Origin of the sequence: Micromonospora sp. CB01531 (genome assembly GCF_001905095.1) — a bacterium.
In the GTDB taxonomy this organism is placed as follows: Bacteria; Actinomycetota; Actinomycetes; order Mycobacteriales; family Micromonosporaceae; genus Micromonospora.
On the sequence record NZ_LWLS01000061.1, the window covers coordinates 130,416 to 151,187 of the forward strand.

At 74.2% G+C, this 20,772-nt stretch carries 24 protein-coding genes, 2 tRNA genes and 1 pseudogene; 10 read left to right on the forward strand and 17 right to left on the reverse strand.

Annotated features, from left to right (window positions below):
* On the reverse strand, positions 1-513 hold the full coding sequence (locus tag A6A27_RS12345) for a GNAT family N-acetyltransferase (RefSeq protein ID WP_073834727.1): 513 nt from the start codon (positions 511-513) through the stop codon (positions 1-3).
* The gene (locus A6A27_RS12350) at positions 510-731 is read right to left on the reverse strand and encodes a biotin/lipoyl-binding carrier protein (RefSeq protein ID WP_198940289.1); all 222 of its coding nucleotides are present in this window, start codon (positions 729-731) and stop codon (positions 510-512) included. The genes A6A27_RS12345 and A6A27_RS12350 overlap by 4 nt, the downstream gene beginning before the upstream one ends.
* A gap of 209 nt (positions 732-940) precedes the next feature.
* On the opposite strand from A6A27_RS12350, the gene A6A27_RS47420 reads away from it, so the two are divergent.
* Positions 941-1,015: a 50S ribosomal protein bL37 gene (locus A6A27_RS47420; protein ID WP_369700219.1), complete on the forward strand. Its 75-nt coding sequence runs from the start codon at positions 941-943 to the stop codon at positions 1,013-1,015.
* A 109-nt stretch (positions 1,016-1,124) separates the two neighbouring features.
* Here the strand turns inward: A6A27_RS47420 and rsrA are convergent, their stop codons facing one another.
* The 5 genes from rsrA to A6A27_RS12375 form a co-directional block, all read right to left on the reverse strand.
* A complete protein-coding gene (gene rsrA / locus A6A27_RS12355; RefSeq protein WP_073834728.1) occupies positions 1,125-1,412 on the reverse strand; it encodes a mycothiol system anti-sigma-R factor in 288 nt (95 codons plus the stop codon).
* A 2-nt stretch (positions 1,413-1,414) separates the two neighbouring features.
* Positions 1,415-2,221: a sigma-70 family RNA polymerase sigma factor gene (locus A6A27_RS12360; RefSeq protein ID WP_073834729.1), complete on the reverse strand. Its 807-nt coding sequence runs from the start codon at positions 2,219-2,221 to the stop codon at positions 1,415-1,417.
* 294 nt (positions 2,222-2,515) lie between these two features.
* The gene (locus tag A6A27_RS12365) at positions 2,516-3,133 is read right to left on the reverse strand and encodes an alpha/beta hydrolase family protein (RefSeq protein ID WP_073834730.1); all 618 of its coding nucleotides are present in this window, start codon (positions 3,131-3,133) and stop codon (positions 2,516-2,518) included.
* Positions 3,134-3,352: 219 nt separating this feature from the next.
* A complete protein-coding gene (locus tag A6A27_RS12370) occupies positions 3,353-3,745 on the reverse strand; it encodes a WhiB family transcriptional regulator (protein WP_073834731.1) in 393 nt (130 codons plus the stop codon).
* 211 nt (positions 3,746-3,956) lie between these two features.
* Entirely contained in the window at positions 3,957-4,667 is a 711-nt protein-coding gene (locus A6A27_RS12375; RefSeq protein ID WP_073834732.1) for an SOS response-associated peptidase, read from the reverse strand.
* A 102-nt stretch (positions 4,668-4,769) separates the two neighbouring features.
* Between A6A27_RS12375 and aroA the strand changes: the two genes are divergently transcribed.
* The 4 genes and pseudogenes from aroA (at position 4,770) to A6A27_RS12395 (ending at position 9,002) form a co-directional block, all read left to right on the forward strand.
* Positions 4,770-6,071: a 3-phosphoshikimate 1-carboxyvinyltransferase gene (gene aroA / locus A6A27_RS12380; RefSeq protein ID WP_073834733.1), complete on the forward strand. Its 1,302-nt coding sequence runs from the start codon at positions 4,770-4,772 to the stop codon at positions 6,069-6,071.
* Positions 6,041-7,147 (forward strand): ribosome small subunit-dependent GTPase A, encoded by a 1,107-nt coding sequence (rsgA, locus tag A6A27_RS12385; RefSeq protein WP_073834734.1) that lies wholly within the window; start codon positions 6,041-6,043, stop codon positions 7,145-7,147. Before aroA ends, rsgA begins: the two co-directional genes overlap by 31 nt.
* Positions 7,148-7,218: 71 nt before the next feature.
* Positions 7,219-8,028, forward strand: coding sequence for a histidinol-phosphatase (gene hisN, locus A6A27_RS12390; RefSeq protein WP_073834950.1), 810 nt, complete (start codon positions 7,219-7,221; stop codon positions 8,026-8,028).
* Positions 8,029-8,088: 60 nt separating this feature from the next.
* Positions 8,089-9,002, forward strand: a pseudogene (locus A6A27_RS12395) (hypothetical protein).
* Here the strand turns inward: A6A27_RS12395 and A6A27_RS12400 are convergent.
* Positions 8,957-10,153, reverse strand: coding sequence for a glycosyltransferase (locus tag A6A27_RS12400; protein ID WP_073834736.1), 1,197 nt, complete (start codon positions 10,151-10,153; stop codon positions 8,957-8,959). The pseudogene A6A27_RS12395 and the gene A6A27_RS12400 sit on opposite strands and share 46 nt — an antisense overlap.
* Before the next feature lie 176 nt (positions 10,154-10,329).
* Between A6A27_RS12400 and A6A27_RS12405 the strand changes: the two genes are divergently transcribed.
* From A6A27_RS12405 to A6A27_RS12415, 3 genes are all read left to right on the forward strand, one after another.
* Positions 10,330-11,328 carry an SDR family oxidoreductase gene (locus A6A27_RS12405; protein ID WP_073834737.1) on the forward strand — a complete coding sequence of 333 codons (999 nt, stop codon included), beginning with the start codon at positions 10,330-10,332 and terminating at the stop codon, positions 11,326-11,328.
* The gene (locus tag A6A27_RS12410) at positions 11,328-12,116 is read left to right on the forward strand and encodes an ATP-binding protein (RefSeq protein ID WP_241825241.1); all 789 of its coding nucleotides are present in this window, start codon (positions 11,328-11,330) and stop codon (positions 12,114-12,116) included. Before A6A27_RS12405 ends, A6A27_RS12410 begins: the two co-directional genes overlap by 1 nt.
* A gap of 109 nt (positions 12,117-12,225) precedes the next feature.
* The gene (locus A6A27_RS12415) at positions 12,226-12,801 is read left to right on the forward strand and encodes a DUF5709 domain-containing protein (RefSeq protein WP_073834738.1); all 576 of its coding nucleotides are present in this window, start codon (positions 12,226-12,228) and stop codon (positions 12,799-12,801) included.
* 13 nt (positions 12,802-12,814) lie between these two features.
* On the opposite strand, the gene A6A27_RS12420 is transcribed toward A6A27_RS12415, so the two are convergent.
* Positions 12,815-13,459 (reverse strand): response regulator, encoded by a 645-nt coding sequence (locus A6A27_RS12420; RefSeq protein ID WP_073834739.1) that lies wholly within the window; start codon positions 13,457-13,459, stop codon positions 12,815-12,817.
* A complete protein-coding gene (gene macS / locus A6A27_RS12425) occupies positions 13,456-14,580 on the reverse strand; it encodes a MacS family sensor histidine kinase (protein WP_073834740.1) in 1,125 nt (374 codons plus the stop codon). The genes A6A27_RS12420 and macS overlap by 4 nt, the downstream gene beginning before the upstream one ends.
* 115 nt (positions 14,581-14,695) lie before the next feature.
* Between macS and A6A27_RS12430 the strand changes: the two genes are divergently transcribed.
* Complete coding sequence (locus tag A6A27_RS12430) at positions 14,696-15,130, forward strand: ATP-binding protein (protein ID WP_073834952.1); 435 nt, start codon at positions 14,696-14,698, stop codon at positions 15,128-15,130.
* A 20-nt stretch (positions 15,131-15,150) separates the two neighbouring features.
* Here A6A27_RS12430 and A6A27_RS12435 read toward each other — a convergent pair whose 3' ends face one another.
* Both A6A27_RS12435 and A6A27_RS12440 read right to left on the reverse strand, forming a co-directional pair.
* Positions 15,151-16,089, reverse strand: a complete 939-nt coding sequence (locus tag A6A27_RS12435; RefSeq protein WP_073834741.1) for a ribose-phosphate diphosphokinase — start codon at positions 16,087-16,089, stop codon at positions 15,151-15,153.
* 96 nt (positions 16,090-16,185) lie between these two features.
* The gene (locus A6A27_RS12440; protein WP_073834742.1) at positions 16,186-17,019 is read right to left on the reverse strand and encodes a phosphoribosylaminoimidazolesuccinocarboxamide synthase; all 834 of its coding nucleotides are present in this window, start codon (positions 17,017-17,019) and stop codon (positions 16,186-16,188) included.
* A 150-nt stretch (positions 17,020-17,169) separates the two neighbouring features.
* Between A6A27_RS12440 and A6A27_RS12445 the strand changes: the two genes are divergently transcribed.
* The gene (locus tag A6A27_RS12445; RefSeq protein WP_073834743.1) at positions 17,170-18,489 is read left to right on the forward strand and encodes an ABC transporter substrate-binding protein; all 1,320 of its coding nucleotides are present in this window, start codon (positions 17,170-17,172) and stop codon (positions 18,487-18,489) included.
* A 78-nt stretch (positions 18,490-18,567) separates the two neighbouring features.
* On the opposite strand, the gene A6A27_RS12450 is transcribed toward A6A27_RS12445, so the two are convergent.
* The 5 genes from A6A27_RS12450 to A6A27_RS12470 all read right to left on the reverse strand — a co-directional run bounded on the left by A6A27_RS12450 (position 18,568) and on the right by A6A27_RS12470 (position 20,669).
* Positions 18,568-18,816: a hypothetical protein gene (locus A6A27_RS12450; RefSeq protein WP_073834744.1), complete on the reverse strand. Its 249-nt coding sequence runs from the start codon at positions 18,814-18,816 to the stop codon at positions 18,568-18,570.
* 95 nt (positions 18,817-18,911) lie between these two features.
* Positions 18,912-18,985: transfer RNA gene (locus tag A6A27_RS12455), tRNA-Met, on the reverse strand.
* Positions 18,986-19,130: 145 nt separating this feature from the next.
* A tRNA-Met gene (locus A6A27_RS12460) sits at positions 19,131-19,207 on the reverse strand.
* A gap of 48 nt (positions 19,208-19,255) precedes the next feature.
* Positions 19,256-20,170, reverse strand: a complete 915-nt coding sequence (locus A6A27_RS12465; RefSeq protein WP_073834745.1) for a hypothetical protein — start codon at positions 20,168-20,170, stop codon at positions 19,256-19,258.
* Entirely contained in the window at positions 20,160-20,669 is a 510-nt protein-coding gene (locus A6A27_RS12470; protein ID WP_073834746.1) for a SigE family RNA polymerase sigma factor, read from the reverse strand. Before A6A27_RS12470 ends, A6A27_RS12465 begins: the two co-directional genes overlap by 11 nt.
* Between the last annotated feature and the right edge of the window lie 103 nt (positions 20,670-20,772).

A 20,772-nucleotide genomic window follows, 5' to 3' on the forward strand; every position in this document is an offset into this window, starting at 1 on the left:
TCAGTCGCCTGCGGTGAGGTCCAGCCGCAGGCCCAGCAGCTGCACGTCGGGCAGCGGCCGCCAGTCCTTCTCCGGCATCCGGACGAAGCCCAGCCGCTCGTACAGCCGGTGCGCGACGGCCGCCATGCCGCTGCGTACGCAGATCACCACAGCCGCGCAGCCGAGCTCGGTGGCCCGCGCCACGCAGGCCCGGACCAGGGCCGCCCCGGCCCCGCGCCCCTGCGCCGCCGGATCGACCGCGAGCATCCGGAACTCGGCCTCACCGGGACCGGAGAGTTCCGCGTACGGGGAGCCGGGCAGCACGAACGTCACCGAGCCGAGCACCTCGCCGGTGGCCTCGTCGACGGCGACCAGCACCTCGCCGGTCTCCGCCCGGGTAGCCACGTCGGCGAGCACCACGCCGTAGCCGTTCTCGCCCTTGAGCTGGCCGTCCGCCTCATAGGCGGCGACCGTCAGGCGGGCCACCGCCGGATGGTCGGCCGGCTCCGCCCGGCGGACCAGGAGGCCGTTCAACCGATCACCGCGATCAGGTCGCCGTCCTGCACCACGTCACCCTCGTTGACCGCGATCTGCTGCACGACGCCGTCGGACTCGGCGACCACCGGGATCTCCATCTTCATCGACTCCAGGATCACCAGCGTGTCCCCTTCGGACACGGTGTCCCCGGCCGACGCGACGACCTTCCAGACGTTCGCCACCATCTCGGCGCGGATCTCCTCGGCCATCTCCAGGCCCTCCCTCTCCACCGGCTTCTGCGAACGGTATCCAATCATGACCGGGCCCGAGAGCGGGGCGACGCGTCGGTTCCGCCCCCACCGGACCCTGGCGACCGCCATCGGCACTAGCATCAGCGGGTCGGTCTCCGGCGCCCGGAGCACCGGTACGCGACCTCCGCCGCGCTCGCCGCGGCCGGACCGTGACCAGCACAAGGAGGCACAGCATGGCGAAGAAGGCCCGCAAGAAGAAGGCCCGCAAGAAGAGCGGCGCGAACCACGGCAAGCGCCCCAACTCCTGATCGTCGGCGTACGCCGGATCAGCGACCGTGCCGGCCGGTGGCCGGACACACCGGTGGCCCGGGTCCGATCGGACCCGGGCCACCGGTGTCTTCAGCTGGTCGCGCTCGCTCAGTCGGCGAGTTCGCGGGACTCGGTGGTCTCGAAGACCACCAGCTCGGTCAGGCGGACCCGCAGTCGCTCGCGCAACTGCTCGGGCGCGGTCTCGTTGCCGCAGCAGCGGGCGACCAGCGCCTTCACCTCCTGCTCGATGCCGTACTCGCGCAGGCACGGCCCACACTCGTCCAGGTGGTGCCGGATCAGCAGGCGCCGCTCTTCGGCGCACTCCAGGTCCAGGTAGAGGTAGACCTCCGCAAGCACTTCCCGGCAGTCCGTCTCGTGCGGATCTCCACAGCTCACGGTCACACCTCCCGGCTGGCGGCGGCGGTCGAACCCTTCGGCGCTGCGCTGAACCCACGCTCCGCCGCGTACTGCTCGAGCAGCTTGCGCAGATTACGACGGCCGCGGTGCAGCCGCGACATCACGGTGCCGATCGGGGTGCCCATGATGTCGGCGACCTCCTTGTAGGAGAAGCCCTCGACGTCGGTCAGGTAGACCGCCAGGCGGAACTCCTCCGGCAACTGCTGGAGGGCCTCCTTGACATCGCTGTCCGGCAGCCGGTCGAGCGCCTCGGTCTCCGCCGAGCGCAGCCCGCTGGAGGTGTGCGACTCGGCCTCGGCGAGCTGCCAGTCGGTGATCTCGTCGGTGGGCGCCTGGACGGGCTGGCGCTGCCGCTTCCGATAGGAGTTGATGTAGGTGTTGGTCAGGATCCGGTAGAGCCAGGCCTTCAGGTTGGTGCCCTGCTCGAACTGGTGGAAGGCGGCGTACGCCTTCAGGTACGTCTCCTGGACCAGATCCTCGGCATCCGCCGGGTTCCGCGTCATCCGCAGCCCGGCAGCGTAGAGCTGATCGACGAAGGGCATCGCGTCCCGCTCGAAGCGGGCCCTGCGCTCGTCCGTCTTCTCGGTGGTCAACCGCACATCCCCTCGCGTCGGATGCTTCCCCGCCGAGGATACGCGTACCCGCCTGCCCACAGATTCACTTCCGGCCGGTGTGCTGGCACTCACCACCGCCGGCACTTCCGCGGGCCACTCCGGCGCGTCGAGCAGCTGCCTGAGCTGCCGCGCGTCCCGTTCGTCCCGCTCCCGGCTCCGCGTCTCGGTCGGCACCGGTCACCCCCCTCGGCTGGAAATGGCGTCCGGTGGTAGTAACGCGCGCCGTGGGTCGCCACATTCCGCCACCCGCCGTTCCTGGCCCCGGCGCCGACCGCGACCGACGCTGGGACCAGGAAGGGCCTGGGAGGACGGCCTCCGACGCCCGAACTGCGGGCGTCCGACACCATCCGATGCAACGACCCGCCGCCACCGACGGTCACGCCCCCGCAGACCCCGCCAATCCGGGAAGTAGTCCCCTCATTCGGACGGGGAGGCCACGTTCGGGCCCGATCCGGATGGCCGGCGACGTCAGGCGGGCGTCCAGCCTCGGGCGCGCAGCCAGTCGCGGACCACCGCGGCGGTGCCCGCCGGATCGACCCGCAGGTCGTGCCGCTCCCCTGGGCGGACCACCACGTCAACGCCGGGCGCCGGGGCGGGCACGCCGAACGGGTCCCGGTCGCCGTTGACCACCAGGGTGGGCAGACCGGTGCGCAGCTCGTCGGCGCGCGAGCGCTCCGGGCGCCCCGGCGGTTGCAGCGGAAACGCCAGCGCGACGATCCCGGCCGCGCCGACGGCACCGGCCGTCCGGCAGGCGACCCGGGCGCCGCTGGAACGGCCACCCACCACCCAGCGGGCCACGTCGGGATGGCGGGCCCGGAGGGCGGCCAGCACGACCGTCCACGCCTCGTCGAGGTGGCCGGCCGGGGCCGGAGCACGCCGCCCGGCGACCCGGTACGGCTGGGTCACCCGGATGACGCCCACCCCGGCCTCGGTCACCGCGTCGCGGACCGCCACCAGGTCGGGGGCGTCGACGTCACCGCCCGCGCCGTGCCCGAGCACCAGCAGGGTGTCCACCGGGCCGGCCGGCACGTCGGTGTCGGCGCGGGCCGGCCCACGGGGCGTCTCGATCTCATCGCTGTGCCGCACCCGCCCATTCTCCGCGCGGCCGACGCCGCCCGCCCCACCCGGCACGTTCTTCGCCGGTCCGGTCCGACCCGTGGCCGTTCGCCGCAGCGGGGTTCGCCGCACCGCGGGCACGGTCTACCCGCGGGCGCCGGCACCCTGCCCGGCGGGTCCGTGGCCGTGAGCCGCCGCTGACGCCGCCGCCCGCGCCCCGACACGGGGAGCGGGCGGCGGTGCACGGCATCAGCGGGACGGCACCAGGGTGAGCAGTTGATCCCGGACCGGCGGGCCGGCCTCGTCGGCCGCGTCCGGATCCGGCTGCACCTCGCTGCGCCAGGCGACGAGCATGGCCCGCCGCTCGCGCGGGGTCGTGCCACCCCAGACGCCGTGGCAGTCGCCCACCTCCAGCGCCCAGGCCAGGCAGGACCCCTGGACGTCACAACTGCGGCAGAGCGCGACGGCCGCGTCGGCCGGTTCGTTGGGTGCCGGAAAGAACGTTTCCGGGTCCACACTCTGGCAGGTTCCTCTGGTCCGCCACGCATCGTCCTGTCGCCGCTCGTGCAGAGCCCGCAGCAGTCGCGGATCTCGTCGTGCGGCGGCGACTTCGTGCGGGCGGGGCATACGCGCCCGTGTCAATACACCCACCTCCCCCGTGGGACCGGCAAATGATCATGGTGGATCGATGGGTGTCATCCGCCCCGTGCGAACAGACGCCCAACACCGGCGCTGTGTTTTATCGCACTTTCGGACACGGGGACAAGACTCTGCCGTAAACACGGTTAAACAACCGGGCGACGTTTCAGGCGCAACCCCGGCAAATCAGCACACGACAATGTGCAGACGATCATCAGAACAAGGTCATTTCCGAGCCGATCTCCTCTCGGCGCGCAGGCACCCGGGCAGTGAGTTCGGGACCGTCGTTGCGCACGTCGCCGACCGCCGGCGAGACCGGGCGGACCTCCAGCCCGGCGAGCCACTCCGGGGCGGGCGGGGCGAGCAGCGCCCCGGTCTCACCGCCTGGAGCGAGCCAGGACGCCCACCGCTCGCGTGGCAGCAGCAACGGCATCCGGTCGTGCACCTCGGCCAGCTCGCCGACCGCCGCGGTGGTCAGCACGCTGAAGGTGAGCAGGTCGCGCCCCGCCGACTCCCAGACCGACCAGATGCCGGCGAAGGCCAGCACCGAGCCGTCCGCCGGGGTCATGTAGTACGGCTGCCGGCGGCCACCCGGCTCGCGCACCCACTCGTACCAGCCGTCGGCCGGGACCAGGCAGCGCCGGCGGGCGAAGGACGGAGCGTAGGCCCGACTGGTGGCGACGGTCTCCGCCCGCGCGTTGATCATGCGGGCGGCGCCGGCGGCGGTGCGGGACCAGTGCGGAATCAGCCCCCAGCGGCCGACGGAGAGCACCCGGTGCCCCTCCGGCGTCAGCCGGATCAGCGGCACCGGGTCGGTGGGGGCGACGTTGAAGTCCGGGCCGACCCCGGCGCCGGTCTCGTCGGACGACTCGAACAGCGCGCTCAGGTCGCCCGCGCTCCGGCTCGTCGCGTACCTCCCGCACATGGCGCACACGCTAACCCGCCGCCCGGGTTCCGGCTGTCCCGCCAACCGGGAGCAGGCAGAACGGGCAGCTCCACCGGTCCCGGGAGTTGGCAGAATGTGAGCGTGGGGAACCTAACCGCGACCCGGCCGCCGCAGCCGTGGACCGCACCGACCGCCACCGACCCGGTCGGCGCCACGCTGCGCCTGCCGGGCTCCAAGTCCATGACCGCTCGGGCGCTGGTGCTCAGCGCGCTGGCCAGCGGCCCGTCGACGCTCGACCGGCCGCTACGCGCCCGAGACACCGAGCTGATGGCCGGCGGGCTGCGCGAGCTGGGCGCGCACGTGTCGACCTCCGACGACGAGCGCTGGCTGGTCCGGCCGCACCGGCTGGTCGGCCCGGCCCACGTCGACGTCGGCCTGGCCGGCACGGTGATGCGCTTCCTGCCCCCGGTGGCCGGACTCGCCGAGGGTCGGGTCACCTTCGACGGCGACCCGCAGGCCCGGACCCGCCCGCTCGGCCCGCTGATCGGGGCGCTGCGCGCGCTCGGCGTACGCATCGACACGCCGGCGGCGGGCAGCCTGCCGCTGGCCGTCCTCGGCGCCGGCCGGGTCGCCGGCGGCGAGGTGGTCATCGACGCCTCCGCCTCCAGCCAGCTCGTCTCCGGGCTGCTGCTGGCCGCGCCCCGCTTCGACCGGGGCGTGGTGGTCCGGCACGAGGGGCCGCCGGTCCCGTCCGCGCCGCACCTGCGGATGACCGTGCAGATGCTCCGGGCCGCCGGGGCCGCGGTCGACGACGCCGTCCCGGACGTCTGGGTGGTCGAGCCCGGCCCGCTGACCGGGCGCGGCTGGGAGATCGAGCCGGACCTCTCCGGGGCCGTGCCGTTCTTCGCCGCCGCGCTGGTCACCGGTGGCGAGGTGACCCTCCAGGGCTGGCCGCGCAGCAGCATGCAGCCGGTCGAGCAGCTCCGCACGCTGCTGACCCGGATGGGCGGCGAGGTGACGTTGACCACCGCCGGGCTGACCGTCCGCGGCACCGGCAGCGTGCACGGCCTGGACGCCGACCTCTCCGACGTCAGCGAGCTGACCCCGGCGCTGACCGCGCTGGCGATGCTCGCCGACTCGCCGTCCCGGCTGACCGGGATCGGGCACATCCGGGGGCACGAGACCGACCGGATCGCCGCCCTGGCCAAGGAGTTCGCCGCACTGGGCGCGGACATCACCGAGTCCGTCGACGGGCTGGAGATCCGGCCCCGCCCGCTGCGTGGCGGGACCTTCCGGACGTACGCCGACCATCGGATGGCGCACGCTGCGGCCGTCGCCGGGCTGGCCGTCCCCGGCATCGAGGTGGACGACGTGACGTGCACCTCGAAGACCATGCCCGAGTTCCCGGCACTATGGTCAGGGATGGTGACCGGCAAGAGCTGACCCGACGGGGGGATGTCCTGGCGACCAGGCGACGGGAGTACGACGAGGACGACGTCCGGGTCCGACCCGGGAAGTCCTCGCGCCCGCGTACCCGGACCCGGCCCCGGCACGAGAACGCGGTCGACGGGTTCGTGATCGCCGTCGACCGGGGGCGTTACACCTGCGTGCTCCCCGACGCCGGGCCGGACGCCCCGACCGTCACCGCGATGCGCGCCCGCGAGCTGGGCCGCAAGTCGGTGGTGGTGGGTGACCGGGTCGGGTTGGTCGGCGACACCTCGGGCGCGGCTGGCGCGCTGGCCCGGATCGTCCGGATCTCCGAGCGCACCTCCGTGCTGCGGCGTACCGCCGAGGACGACGCGACCACCGCCGAGGGGCGGCTGGAGCGGGTCGTGGTGGCCAACGCCGACCAACTCGTGATCGTCAGCGCGCTGGCCGACCCGCCACCGCGTACCGGGTTCATCGACCGCTGCCTGGTGGCCGCGTACGACGCCGACATCGAGCCGCTGCTCTGCCTCACCAAGGCCGACCTGGCCGGCCCCGAGGCGGTCCTCGACTACTACACCGAGCTGGAACTGCCGTACGTGCTGATCCGGCCGGACTCCCCGCTGGACGCGCTGCGCGCGCTGCTAGCCGGGCGGGTCTCGGTGCTGGTCGGGCACTCCGGGGTGGGCAAGTCGACGCTGGTCAACCGCCTGGTGCCGGAGGCCGACCGGGCGGTCGGCACGGTCAGCGCGATCGGCCGGGGCCGGCACACCTCGACCAGCGCGGTGGCGCTGCGACTGCCGGATACCGCCGCGGGCTGGATCATCGACACCCCCGGGGTACGCAGCTTCGGGCTGGCGCACGTCTCCGCGGAGAGCCTGCTGCACGGCTTTCCCGACCTGGTGGAGGCGACCGTCGACTGCCCGGCGAACTGCCCGCACACCGCCGACGAGGCGGACTGCGCACTGGACGCCTGGGTGGCCGCCGGCAAGGCCGACCCGCGCCGGCTGGCCTCGTACCGCCGCCTGCTGGCCTCCCGCAGCGGCGAGGTCGACCCCCGGGAGCCGAACCGGCGGGGCCCCGGCGAGGAGTGAGCCGGCGTGCCGGGGGCCGGCGCGGAGGCCGAGTTATGGCCGCCGGTTCGGCGACCGATAGCGTGTCCGGCATGACCGGGTACGCCGACGACCTCGCCCTCGCCCACCTGCTCGCGGACGCCGCCGACGCCGTCTCCACGGCCCGGTTCCGCGCCCTCGACCTGCGGGTCGAGGCGAAGCCTGACCTGACCCCGGTCTCCGACGCGGACACCGCTGTGGAGCGGAGCATCCGGGCCCTGCTGGCCGAGCACCGGCCGGGCGACGGCCTGCTCGGCGAGGAGTACGGCGAGCAGCCCGCCACCGGCCCGGACGGGCGGCGCTGGGTGATCGACCCGATCGACGGCACCAAGAACTTCGTCCGGGGCGTGCCGGTCTGGGGCACCCTGATCGCCCTGCTGGAGGGGGACCGCCCGGTCCTCGGCCTGGTCTCCGCCCCGGCGCTGGGCCGGCGCTGGTGGGCCGCGCTCGGCGCGGGCGCGTACGCCGGCCCCGACCTGGCCGCCGGCACGCCGATCCGGGTCTCCGCCGTCGGTGAGCTCGCCGACGCCAGCTTCTGCTACTCGTCGCTGACCGGCTGGGAGGAGGCGGACCGGCTGGACGCCATGCTCCAGCTCATGCGGGACGTCTGGCGCAGCCGGGCGTACGGCGACTTCTACGGCTACATGCTGCTGGCCGAGGGGGCGCTGGACGTGATGGTGGAGCCGGAGCTGTCGCTCTGGGACATCGCGGCGCTGGTCCCGATCGTCACCGAGGCGGGCGGGACGTTCACGGACCTGTCCGGGCGGCCGGCGCCGGCGGGCGGCGAGAACAGCGCGATCGCGACGAACGGCGCGCTGCACGATGACATCCTGGCCCGGCTCGGTCGGCCGGCCGCGCGCTGACCCGCCGGTAGCCTCTATCCTCGCCAGGTGGTGTCCTCCGGTTGGTGCTTCCTCGCGGCCATGATCGTCGCGTACGGCTTCGCCAACCTGCTCCAGTCGGTGGCCGCGGCGCGGACCACCGTGCACCACACCTTCGACCCCGGGCTGCTGCTCCGGCTGGCCAGCCACCGCACCTACCTGGTCGGCCTGCTGTGCCAGGTCACCGGCTTCGTGTTCGCCTTCCTGGCCCGCCGCGACCTGCCGCTGTTCCTGGTCCAGGCCAGCGTGGCGGCCGGGCTCGGGGTGACCGCCCTGCTCGGTGTGCTGGTGCTCAAGTGGCGCCTGCCGGCCGCCGAGATCGCGCTGCTCGGGCTGCTCTTCGGCGGGATCACCGCGCTGGTGCTGGCCGCCCAGCCGGCGCCGTCGCGGCAGCTCGGCACCGCCGGGCTGATCGGCCTGGCCGGGGCGCTCGGGCTGATCGCCGTGCTCGGCTTCTTCGCCGCCCGGCTGCACGGCGCGCCCGGCTCGGTGGCGCTCGGCTCGCTGGCCGGGATGGCGTTCTCCGCCGCGGCGGTGGCCGCCCGGCCGCTCGCCTCGGCCGACACCGCGGAGGCGTTCGTCCGCGACCCGCTGCTGTATCTGCTGGTCGCCCACTCGGTGGTCGGGCAGCTGCTGCTCGGCCTGGCGATGCAGCGCGGCTCCACCACCGCCGCGGTGGCCGCGATGGACGCCGCCGGGGCGGTGCCCGCGGCGATCATCGGCCTGCTGCTGCTCAACGACCGGATCTGGCCCGGGCGGGAGTGGCTGGCCGGGATCGGCTTCCTGGCCACGCTGGTGTCGGTGGTCGGCCTGACCCGGTACGCCGAGCCGCAGCACCACCACGCGGTCGCCCGCGACCGGGAGCGCCCGATGATCGGCGCCGGCGCCGCCGCTGAATCAGGCCGCTAGGTCAGGCCGCCTCCACCGGCTTGCGCCGGCCCACCACCCGTTCGTAGAGCCGCTCCAGCGCGCCGGCCGTCCGCTCCCAGGTGTAGCTGCACCGGACCCGGTCCACGGCGGCGTGCCCGTACGCGAACCGTCCGGCGTTGTCGGCGAGCAGCCGGCGCAGGGTGACCCCGAGGACCCGGACGTCGCCGGGCGGGACGAGCCGCCCGGTCACCTCGTCGACCACCGCGTCGGCGATGCCGCCCATCGCGTAACCGACCACCGGCACCCCGCAGGCCATCGCCTCCAGCGACACCCGCCCGGCGGACGAGTAGTGCGGGGTGCAGGCGACCACGTCGGCGGAGCGGTACCAGGTGGCCATCTGGTCGTGCGGTACCGCGCCCACCAGCTTCACCTGCTCGGCCACCCCGGTCTGCTCGGCCAACTCGCGCAGCCGGCGCGCCTCCGCGTGATCGGTGAGCCGCTCGGCGGGTGGGCCGCCGGCGATCACCAGCTCGGCGTCGCCGACCAGCCGCATCGCCCGGATCAGGTCCTCGTGGCCGTGCGCCGGCGAGAGCCCACCGACGGAGAGGATGCGGGAACGCTGGTCCCGGGGCGCCGCCTCGCCGTCCGGGTGGAACTGCTCGGTGTCCACCCCGGTGGGCACCATCGCCACGGAGGTGCGCTGCAGCCCCATCCGGGTCAGCTCGTCGACCTCGTCGTTGCACTGCGCGACCGCGATGTCCACCGCCCGGGTCAGCGCCCGTTCCAGCGGGATCCGCTCCCCCGGCCCGTCGTACCGCCGGCCGAGATGGCGCAACTGCTCGACGCCGAGCGAATGGAAGGTCTGCACGACCGGTATGTCGGTCTCCCGTACGGCGTGCGCGGCGGCCAGGCCGCCGACCCAGTAGTGCCCGTGCACCACCTCGGGCGTCCAGTCACCGTGCCACCGCTGCGCCAGCCAGCGACCGAAGTCGGACACGTGCGGCACAAGCTCGGCGGTGGGCAGCGGACTGGGCGGACCGACCGGCACCCGCTCCAGCCGGTAGCCGTCCACCTCGACGCACTCCGGCTGCCCGGACTCGTCGCGGCGCTCGTAGACACGGACGTCGTGACCCCGTGCGGCGAGCTCGGCCGCCACCCGCGCGATGTGCTGGTGGGTGCCGACGGTGGGACCGTCGACGGACGGGCCGGCGTGCGCACACACAAGGCCGACGCGCATGGTGCACCTCCATGCGTTCTACGGTGGGTCCTCCGGTCAGAGGGTCCCATTAACCCGGCCCTGGTGCGCCGAAACCTGGCAGATCGGGAGCGGCCCGACCGGCGCGGGGTGGGCCGGCCCGTGATCCGGGCGATCCCGGCGGCATGATCGCCCCCGACCGGGGGTACCGGCGAGGAATGCCGCTCACCCGTGACCTCGGCGACGCCACGGTGGTGATCACCGGTGCGTCCAGCGGCATCGGCGCGGCCACCGCGTACGAGCTGGCCCGGCGGGGCGCCGACGTGGTGCTGGCGGCCCGGACCGAGGAGGCGTTGCGCCGGGTCGCCGATCGTTGCCGGGGACTGGGCGGACAGGCGCTGGTCGTGCCCACCGACGTCACCGATCCGGTGGCCGTGGAGCGGCTCGCCGCGCGGGCGGCGGCGGAGTTCGGCCGGATCGACGCCTGGATCAACAACGCGGCGGTGGGCGTGGCGGGGCTCTTCGACGAGATTCCGGTGGAGGAGTTCCGCCGGGTGGTGGCGGTGAACCTCCTCGGCACGGTGTACGGGACGAAGGCGGCGCTGCCCTGGCTCGAGGCGGCGGGCGGCGGGGTCCTGGTCAACAACGCCTCGGTGCTGGCCGAGGTGGCGATGCCCTACCAGTCGGCGTACAACGCGACGAAACACGGCATCCGCGGGCTGGCCGACACGGTCCGGCAGGAGCTGCGGGTCACCGGCCGGGCCAACATCTCCATCTGCACCGTGCTGCCCGCCAGCATCGACACCCCGATCTTCCGGCACGCCGCCAACCACAGCCGGCACGAGCTGACCCCGCCCCCGCCGGTCTACCCGCCGGAGATGGTCGCCGAGACGATCGTGCGACTGCTGCGCCGGCCGCGCCGCGAGGCGTACGCCGGGGGCGCCGCAAGGCTCGTCGGGCTGCAGTGGCGGCTCGCGCCGGCGCTGGCCGAGCGCGCGCTCGGCTGGTACACCGCGCGCACCCAGTTCGGCCCCGGCCTCCGCCTGAACAGCACCGGCAACCTGTTCAACCCGCACGCGGAGGCCGAGCGGACCGGCGGCTGGCACGGCCGGCGCAGGCAGCTGGCCCGGATCACTGCGGCTTTCGGGCTGGCCGCGGCGGGCACCGCCGTGGGCACCCTGGCCGCCCTGACCCGGCGCGCACGGGCGGACCGCTGATGGACCGCACCGACCGGTCGGATGCGTGGGCCGGGCCGGGCATGCACAATGGGACGATCATGCCGATGGACGTGCGCTGCCTGGTGGAGACGGACGAATCCTCTGCGGTCGTCAGGCTGACCGGCGTGCTCGACCTGGCCGGCGTCGATGCCGTCCGGGAGGCGCTGCTCGCCCGGCTCTGGCAGCGGCCGGGGCCGGTGATCGTCGACCTGTCCGAGGTCCGGATCGCCCACCCCGGGGCCCGCGCCGCCATCGACGACGTGTACCGGACGGTGGCCGACTGGCCGGCCGCCGGCGTGCTGGTGCTCGACCCGGTGGGTCGCCCCGGTGAGGCCGCCCCGGTCTATCCGTCCCTCGACGAGGCGCAGGCGGCGCTGGCCGGCGAGCCGCTCGCGGCCGTGCTGGCCACGGACCTGCCCCCGGCGGTGGGAGCGGCCCGCGAGGTCCGGGCGCTGCTCACCGACGGCTGTGCCCGGTGGGGTGTGCCGGAGCTGGCCGAGCCCGGGTGCATCGTGGTCACCGAGCTGGTGAACAACGTGGTCGCCCACGCCGGGACGCCGATGACCGTCCGGGTGGCCCCGCAAGTCAGCGCGCTGCACCTGGCGGTCCGCGACCACTCGGCCCGGTTGCCCGCGTACGCCGGGCTGGGCCCGCTCACCTCGACCGGTGGCCGCGGGTTGCTGCTCATCGACACGGTCGCCCGGCGCTGGGGCAGCACCCCGCTGCCGGACGGCAAGGTCGTTTGGTGCGTCCTGCGCGCCGAGGACGAGGCCGCCGTCCGCGGCTGACCGGCGATCGGGCCCGACACCCCGACCGTCGGCCCTTTTCTCCCCGTTCCTCCCGATCCACGCCGCCGGACCCGGTTAGTGCGGTCAGCTCGGCGGGTAGTGACCGGTTATGCGCGACGACGAGTACCCCACCCCCGTGTCCGACCCGGAGGCGGAGGGTCTGCCCGACACCGCCGACGACGACTCGACGGCCAAGGACGACGTGCTGACCGGGCGGGAGGCGGACGGTCCCGAGCCCGCCCAACTCCCAGGCGACCGCGAGCCGGTCGCCGTGGACCGGTACGGGACCACCGCCGAGGAGCAGCTCGACGGCGAGTCGCTGGACTACAAGCTTCAGCGGGAGGTGTACGAGCGGCCCGCCGACGACCCGCTCGCCGGCCCGGTCGACCCGGACATCGCCGCGGAGGCGGACAGTGACGAGGCGGCCGCGCAGGCCCAGTTCGACGCCGACGTGATCGACCCGGGCCCGACCTCCGACCCGCACTCGGCGGTCTCGATCTACGACCACGGCCAGCTCGGCGCGGTCGCCGACCATCAGGTGGGCCGGCTGGTCGAACCGGACGAGGGCGCGCACACCGACCAGGAGACCGACAACATCGGATACGACGCGGGCGCGGCCGGTGGCGGGGCGACCGCCGAGGAGCTGGCCGTGCACGAGACGCGCCCGCCCGAGGCGACCCCGTGACCGGGCCGGCCGCTCAGGCGTCCAGGCCCCGCTCGATGGCGTAGCGGGTCAGCTCGACCCGGTTGTGCAGCTGGAGCTTGCCGAGCGTGTTCTGCACGTGGTTCTGCACCGTGCGGTGGGAAAGCCCGAGCCGCTCGGCGATCTGCTTGTACGACAGGCCCTTGGCCACCAGCCGCAGCACCTCGGTCTCCCGCTCGGTGAGCCGGGGTGCCGGGTCGTGCGGGGCGGCGGCCAGCCGCCGGTACTCCCCCAGCACCAGCCCGGCCAGGCCCGGCGTGAAGACCGGCTCGCCGGCCGCCGTGCGGCGCACCGCGTCCAGGAACTCGGCTGGCGCGGCCGACTTGACCAGGTAACCGGTGGCGCCCGCCTTGACCGCGTCCAGCACGCTCTGCGGCTCGCCGCTGGCCGACAGCATCAGCACCCGTACCTCCGGCAGCACGGCGCGCAGCCCGCGGATCACCTCGACGCCGGAGACGTCCGGCAGTTGCAGGTCGAGCACCACCACATCGGGGCGGACCGCCGCGGCCACCCGGACCGCCTGCCGCCCCTCCCCGCTGGTCGCCACCACCAGGTGCCCGGCCTCGGTGAGGTCGCGGGCCACCCCTTCCCGCCACATCGGGTGGTCGTCCACCACCATGACCCGTACGCCGGTGCTCATTGGCCGCTCCTCGGCACGCTCAACTCGATCTCCGTGCCGGTCCTCGGGGCGGACACGATGCGTACCTCGCCGCCCAGGTCGGCCACCCGGCCGCGGATGGACTGCGCCACCCCGAGCCGGCCCTGCGCGGCGGCCTCGGCCAGCCGCCCCTCCGGGATCCCCGGCCCCCCGTCACGTACCGAGACGGTCACCGTCTCTCCCTCGTCTTCGATCAGCAACCAGGCCCGCCCGCCGGCGTGCCGGGCCACGTTGTCCAGTGCCGCCCCGACCGCGGCGGCCAGTTCGGCGGCCGTCCGGGCGGGCAGCGGCACCGGGGTGGCAGGCGCGGCGACCTCGACCATCGCCGAGGCGTACCCGTTGAGCAGGTCGCGCAGATCGCGGGTGTGCCCCTCGTCGGCCGGCGGGGTCCCGGCGCGGCCGATCAGGGCGCGCAGGGCGGCCTCCTGCTCACCGGCGAGCCGGGCCAGTTCGCCCGCCTCGCCGTCCAGGTGCGCGCCGCGCCGCTGCACCAGCGCCAGCACCTGGAGCACCGAGTCGTGGATGTCCCGGGCCAGCCGCTCCCGCTCGCGGGTGGCGGCTTCCAGCTCCACCGCCCGTTGCAGCCGCTCCTCGGCGGTGACGGCCAGTCGGGCCACGTGCCCGACCACCACCCCGGCGAGCAGCAACAGGATCACCCCGGTCAGCGAGGACTGGCTGATCCGGGTCCGGGTGGCCAGGTCGACCCCGCCGAGCGCCAGCGCGGCTATCGCGCCGCGCCGCCGGCCGCCGGAGACCGCCCAGGCCAGGACCGGCCCAGCCAGCCAGGCGACGGTCAGGGTGGGCACGCCGGCGGCGAGCGCTGCCCGGCCCACCACCCACGGGGTGGCCAGCATGAGCGCCAGCACCACCCCGAGATCGGCCAGGAGCAGCGGCCAGCGCCGCCCGGCCGGGCGCGCGTAGCCGGCCGCGGTCACTCCGGTCCAGGCCAGCATCCCGAGGAGTACGCCACCCGCGGCGATCGGATGGGCGTACCGGTGGGCGTCACGGAGCACCAGCACCCCGACGTACGCCAGCGAGGCGAACCGGAACACCGCGATGGACCGCCAGAGCGGGACCTCCAGGCCACCCGGGGACGACGGCATGCGCGACACCATGCCACAGTCCGGTACGGGCACGGTGACGGGTGCGGTCCCGGAAACCCTGACGTACGGTGGAAATGCCGCGAAAATCGCCGAGATCGACCGCCGGGACGGGGCCATGACCAACGCAGAAACCCCCGCACCGCGTACGGTTGTGCCCATCGAACCCACCCTCCTCATCGCCGAGGTCTTCGACCAGGCCCGGGTGACCCAGCTACGGCACTCGGTCACCTCCTGCGCGCACGCCTCGGGACTGAGCGGCCAGCGGCTGGACGACTTCGTGCTGGCGGTCAACGAGCTGATCACCAACGCCGTCCGGCACGGCGGCGGCCAGGGCCGGCTGCGGCTGTGGTGCCAGGACGGGGAGCTGGTCTGCGAGGTGGCCGACCACGGCCATGGGATCAGCTCCCAGCGGCTCAGCGATCGGAACCGGCCCGCCCCGGACACCGCCGGCGGCTGGGGTCTGTGGCTGGCCCGGGAGCTGAGCGACACCATGGCGGTCGAGACCGGCGAGGCCGGCACCGTCGTCCGGATCACCGCCGCCGTCGACTGAGCCCAACAGCACCACGGCGGTCAGGCGAACAGGGCGCTCACCGACTCGCCGTTGTGGATCCGCCGCATCGCCTCGGCCAGGGCCGGCGCCACCGAGAGCACCGCCAGCTTCGGCACCCGCTTCTCCGCCGGAATCGGCACGGTGTTGGTGCAGACGATCTCGAGCACCCCGTCCTGCTCGCTCAGCCGGTCGAGCGCCCCGCTGGAGAAGAGACCGTGGGTGCAGGCAAGCCGGATCGAGCGGACGTTCCGCTCGCGCAGATGGGCGATCAGCTCGATGACCGTGCTGCCCTTGGCGATCTCGTCGTCCAGCACGATGACATCCCGGTCCGCCACGTCGCCGATCACCGTACTGATCTTGACCCGGTCGTCGCTGAACCGCTGCTTCGCGCCGGCCGCGACCGGGGTGCCGAGCATCCGGGCGAACGCCGCCGCCTCCTTGGCGTTGCCCAGGTCCGGCGAGACCACCACGGCGTTGCTCAGGTCGCGGTGCCGGAAGTGGGCGGCCAGTTCGCGCAGCGCGTGCAGGTGATCCACCGGGACGCTGAAGAAGCCGTGCACCTGCGGCGAGTGCAGGGTCATCGCCAGCACCCGGTCCGCGCCGGCCGAGGTGAGCAGGTCGGCGACCAGCCGGCCGCCGATGGAGATGCGCGGGGCGTCCTTCTTGTCCGACCGGGCGTACGCGTAATGCGGCAGCACCACGGTGATCCGGCCGGCCGAGGCGCCCCGGGCCGCATCGGTCATGAGCAGCAACTCGACCAGGTGCTCCTGCACCGGCGGCACCAGCGGCTGGATCAGGAAGACGTCCCGTTCCCGGCAGTTCGCCTGCAACTGCACCTCGAGGCAGTCGTTCGCGAACCGGGACACCCGCACGGGATGCAGCGGGACGCCCAGGTGGGCGCAGATCTCGGCGGCGAGCTCGGGGTGGGCGGTCCCACTGAACACGGCAATGTCACGCACGACTGCCGATCGTACGGGCGGCCCAGGGTCGGCGACCTGATGGGCCTGCCGTGCGGCCGGCAGACCAGCGACCTGACAGCGCACCAACCTTCCGGGTCAGCTCCAGGTGTTGCCGGTCAGCCGCTCGTACACCTCGACGTAGCGGGCCCGGGTCGCCTCGACCACCTCGGCCGGCACCTCCGGCGCCGGCGGCTGCCGGTCCCAGCCGCTCTCGGTGGCCCAGTCCCGGACGTACTGCTTGTCGTAGGAGAACTGGGCACGGCCCGGCTGGTAGGACTCGGCCGGCCAGAACCGGGACGAGTCGGAGGTGAGCACCTCGTCGGCGAGGAGCAGGGTGCCGTCCGGCGTCCAGCCCAGCTCGATCTTGGTGTCCGCGATCAGCACGCCCTGCTCGGCGGCGATCTCCGCGCCACGCCGGTAGACGTCGATGGTGATCTGCCGCAGCCGCTCGGCGGTCTCCGCGCCGACCTTGTCGACCACCTGCGCGTACATGATCGGCTCGTCGTGCTCGCCCTTCGGAGCCTTGGTCGACGGGGTGAAGATCGGCTCGGGCAGGATGGACGCCTCCACCAGTCCCCGGGGCAGCTCCACGCCGGAGACCGCACCGGTGCGCTGGTACTCGGCGAAGCCACCGCCGGTGAGGTAGCCGCGGGCCACGCACTCGACCGGGACCATGTCCAGCCGGCGGCAGCGGATCGCCCGGCCGGCGAACTCCGCGGGCACGTCGGTGGCAGAGATCACGTGGTTCGGCACCAGATCGGCGAGCTGCTCGAACCACCACAGCGACAGGGCCGTGAGCAGGCGACCCTTGTCCGGGATCGGGGTCGGCAGCGGCACGTCGTAGATCGAGATGCGGTCGGAGGCGACCAGGATCAGGTCGTCGCCGTCGGCGTAGACGTCCCGGACCTTGCCCGAGTGCAGAAGTTCCACGGCGCCTAGTACACCACGCGCCGGGTTCCCCGCCCGGCGCGGCCACCGGCCACCCGCCGGTACGGCATACGGCCCCGGCGTTGACACCCCCGCGCGGGGCCTGTGTAAATGATCCGTCCGCAGCAGCCGCCCGTCCCCCAGGGAGAACCCGTGCGCGCTCCGCAGTCCGTACCCCGCCCCGGCGTCGACCGGCGGCGGCTGCTCGGCGCGCTGGCGGGGGTGCCGCTGCTCACCGGCGGGCTGGTCGGCTGCGGCCCGGAGGAGCAGCACCCGGTCGACGACGGGCCGGTCGAGCTGTCGGTCTTCTGGTGGGGTGGGACCGCGCGGACCGAGGCCACCGAGCGAGCGCTACGGCTCTACTCGGCCCGGCATCCGAAGGTGCAGTTCCGGGTCACCTGGCAGGGCCTCACCGGCTACTACGACCGGCTGGCCACCCAGGCCACCGGGGGAAACGTGCCCGACCTCTTCCAGATCGACGACACCGTGCTCACCGAGTACGCCCGGCGGGAGATCGTCCTCGACCTCAGCGGGTACGTCGCGGAGCGGCGGCTCGACCTGCGCGGCCTGCCGGAGAACCTGGCCCGGTACGGGCAGGTGGACGGCCACACCGTGGCCGTCCCCGCCGCGCAGACCTACGCCGCGCTGGTCTACAACCGCGACCTGCTGCGCCGACTGGGGTTGCCCGAGCCGCGTCTCGGCATGCCGTGGCCGGAGTACGTGCAGTGGGCCGCCCGGCTCACTCGCGCCTCGGGCAACCGGGTGGCGGGCACCACCGATCCCTCCGGCGACTACCGGGCCCTCTGGCTCTGGCTGCGTGGCCAGGGCGGCGAGCTCTACCGGGAACGGCAGCTCGGCTTCGACTCCGGCGAGCTGCTCCGCTGGTTCGAGTTCTGGGAGGTGGCCCGCAACTCCCGCGCCACCGCGGGCACCGCGTTGATGGAGCTGGCGGACACCGGCGGCCTCGACCGGCAGCTCGTGGTGACCGGGCAGGCGGCCGCCTCCTTCGCCTGGGCACACGAGTTCCCGGAACTCCAGAGCCGCACCCGCGACGAGCTGGGCCTCACCAGCTTCCCCGGCAGCCCGGCCGCGCAGTGGCCCCGGGCGTCGATGTACTGGGCCGCGTTCCGGGGCACCCGGCACCCGGCGGTGGTGGCCGACGTGATCAACTTCCTGACCACCGACACGGAGGCGGGCCGCATCCTCGGCACCGAACGCGGGCTGAACCCGAGCGTCCCGGTCCGGCAGTCAATCGTGGACGGAGTGACCGACCCGGCCGCGAAGCAGTTGGCGACCCTCGGCGTCGACCTGGACAGCGTCACCGGACCGGCGCCGGCGCCGCCACCCCGGGGTCACGCGCAGGTGCGTACCCTGCTCGTCGCCGCGGCGGAGAGCATCCGCGGCAAGCGGTCCGGGGCCCGGGCCGCGACCTCCCGGTTCATGGCGCAGGCGAACGCGGCGCTGGCCGGGTGACCGCCGCCGGCCCGGCCGCGTGACCGCGCCCCCAGGCACGGCGGGCCGAGCACGCGGGGCGGGGCGTGCGGCCGGCGGTCAGCGCGGCGGGCGGTTCCGGCGGCCACGCGTCAGCAACAGCACCAGCAGCACGATCCCGCCGACCACCACGAGGCAGCAGAGCAGCCCGAGAATGCCGAAGCCGCCCCGGGACCGCCGCCGGGCGGCCTCCACCACGAGCTCGCCGGTACCCGTCGACGCCCAGGCCGCGACCGGTACGAACACCGCGAGCACGACCCCACCGAGGACCGCGCCCAGCCGGCCCCACCACCTGTTCCAAGCAGACATGCCCCCATCCTCGCCCAGCAGCGCAACCGGGCAGGACGGCGGGGCCGGGAACGACGAAAGGCCCCGGAGCGAATCCCGGGGCCTTTCGTGACGAGTAGCGGGGACAGGATTTGAACCTGCGACCTCTGGGTTATGAGCCCAGCGAGCTACCGAGCTGCTCCACCCCGCGTCGGCTCGTACAGCCTATCGCATCCCCGCCGTGGAGATCAGCCGGTCCCCGATCGCGGCGTTTCGCCCGTTGGCGGCAGAAGTTTCACCCGTTGGCGGCAGAAAGAGAACGGCCCCGAGGATCGATCCTCGGGGCCGTTCCGGCGTGGTAGCGGGGACAGGATTTGAACCTGCGACCTCTGGGTTATGAGCCCAGCGAGCTACCGAGCTGCTCCACCCCGCGTCGGCCCGTAAACCGTAGCGCACCGACCCCAGGAGGCGCAAAACGGGGTCAGCCCAGCCACCTCCGGACCGCCTCGGTCGCCCGGCGGCTGTCCGCCTCGAACTGCGGCCGATCCGTCGACGTGCCCTCCCAGCCCTGCTCCCAGAGCACGGTGACCACGTCGCCGATCCGTACCGCCCGAACCAGGTGCACCTCGTCGCCGCCGGTCGGGTCGCCGTTGACGTCCCGGTACGGCGTACGGGTCTCGAACAGCACCGACTCGTCGCCGTACCCGGTGCCGGCGAGCAGCCGCTGGGCGACGGTCCCGCCCTGCGCGTCCGGGAGCGGCTGCTCAGGGCAGTCCCGGACCGCCTGCCGCAGCTCGCGCAGCGCGTCGTCGGCCCGGCCGGCCCGGTAGACCGTGACGCTCTGCCGGTAGCTGCCATCCGGCACCGACTCGGCCGGCGCCCCCGCGAGCTTGAACGCCACCGTCCGCGCCCGGCGGGTCGCGATCTGCGCCTCGCCGGGCGTTGCGCCGCAGAGGTCCGGCAGCACCGGGCCGGGGACGAACTGGCTGCCCGTGCCGGCGTCGTTGGCGGCCGGCAGGGTGACGAAGGCCCGGTCCGGGATGCTGGTCGGGGTGGTGGCCGGAGGTCGGGCACTGGTCGTCGGGGCTGCGGGCGTACCGGACGGGGTGGGCGTACTCCGGCTCGGCGACGGCGGGCCGGAGCTGGGCGGCGTCGACAGCCCAGGGGTGGGGGTGGCGGCGGGTGGCCCGGGCGGGGTACCCGGCCCGGCGGCGAGCACGAACTGCGCGCCGACGGCCGTGCCGGCGACCAGCACGGCGACGGCCAACGCGCCCAGGGTGGCCCGGTAGCGCGCCCGGCGATCGGCCCGGCGGCGCACCTGGTCCGGGTCCGGCAGCGCCCGCGGGTCGGAGTCGGCGGCCAGCGCCCGGTAGAGGCGGGTCAGTTCACGCGACATCGTCGACCTCCAGCTCCTCGGTGGTGAGGCCGGGCAGCAACTCGGCGAGGCGGGCCCGGCCGCGGGACAGCCAGGACTTCACCGTGCCGACGGGGACCCCCGCCTCCCCGGCGATCTCCGCCACCGACATGTCGAACAGGTAGTGCAGCGCGAGGGCCTGCCGGTGCCGGACCGGCAGCTGCCGGAGCGCGCCGACCAGCAGCACGCTGTCCTCCCCCGGCGGCCCGACGTCGTCCGGCGGGCCGGTCCGGCTGGCCGCCAGCCGCCAGCCGCGCTGGCGGCGCCACCGGTCGGTGGCCAGCCGGCTGATCACCAACCGCAGCCAGGCCTCGGGGGCCGGGTGGGCGGCCAGCGTCGTCCACTGCCGCCAGGCGCGGGCGTACGCCTCCTGCACGAGGTCCTGGGCCTCGCCGGGATCGTGCGCCACGGCGTAGCCGTACCGCAGCGCCCGCGCCGACGTGCTCCGGTAGAAGTCGTCGAAACCGTTCGTGTCCCTCATCTGGAGATCCCGCCTCCCCTCGGTCCACCTGCACTGATGACGGGCGAAGCGGGTGCCGGGTTGCGAGCGTTCCGTCCGGTATGCGACAAAGCCCGTGGCCGGA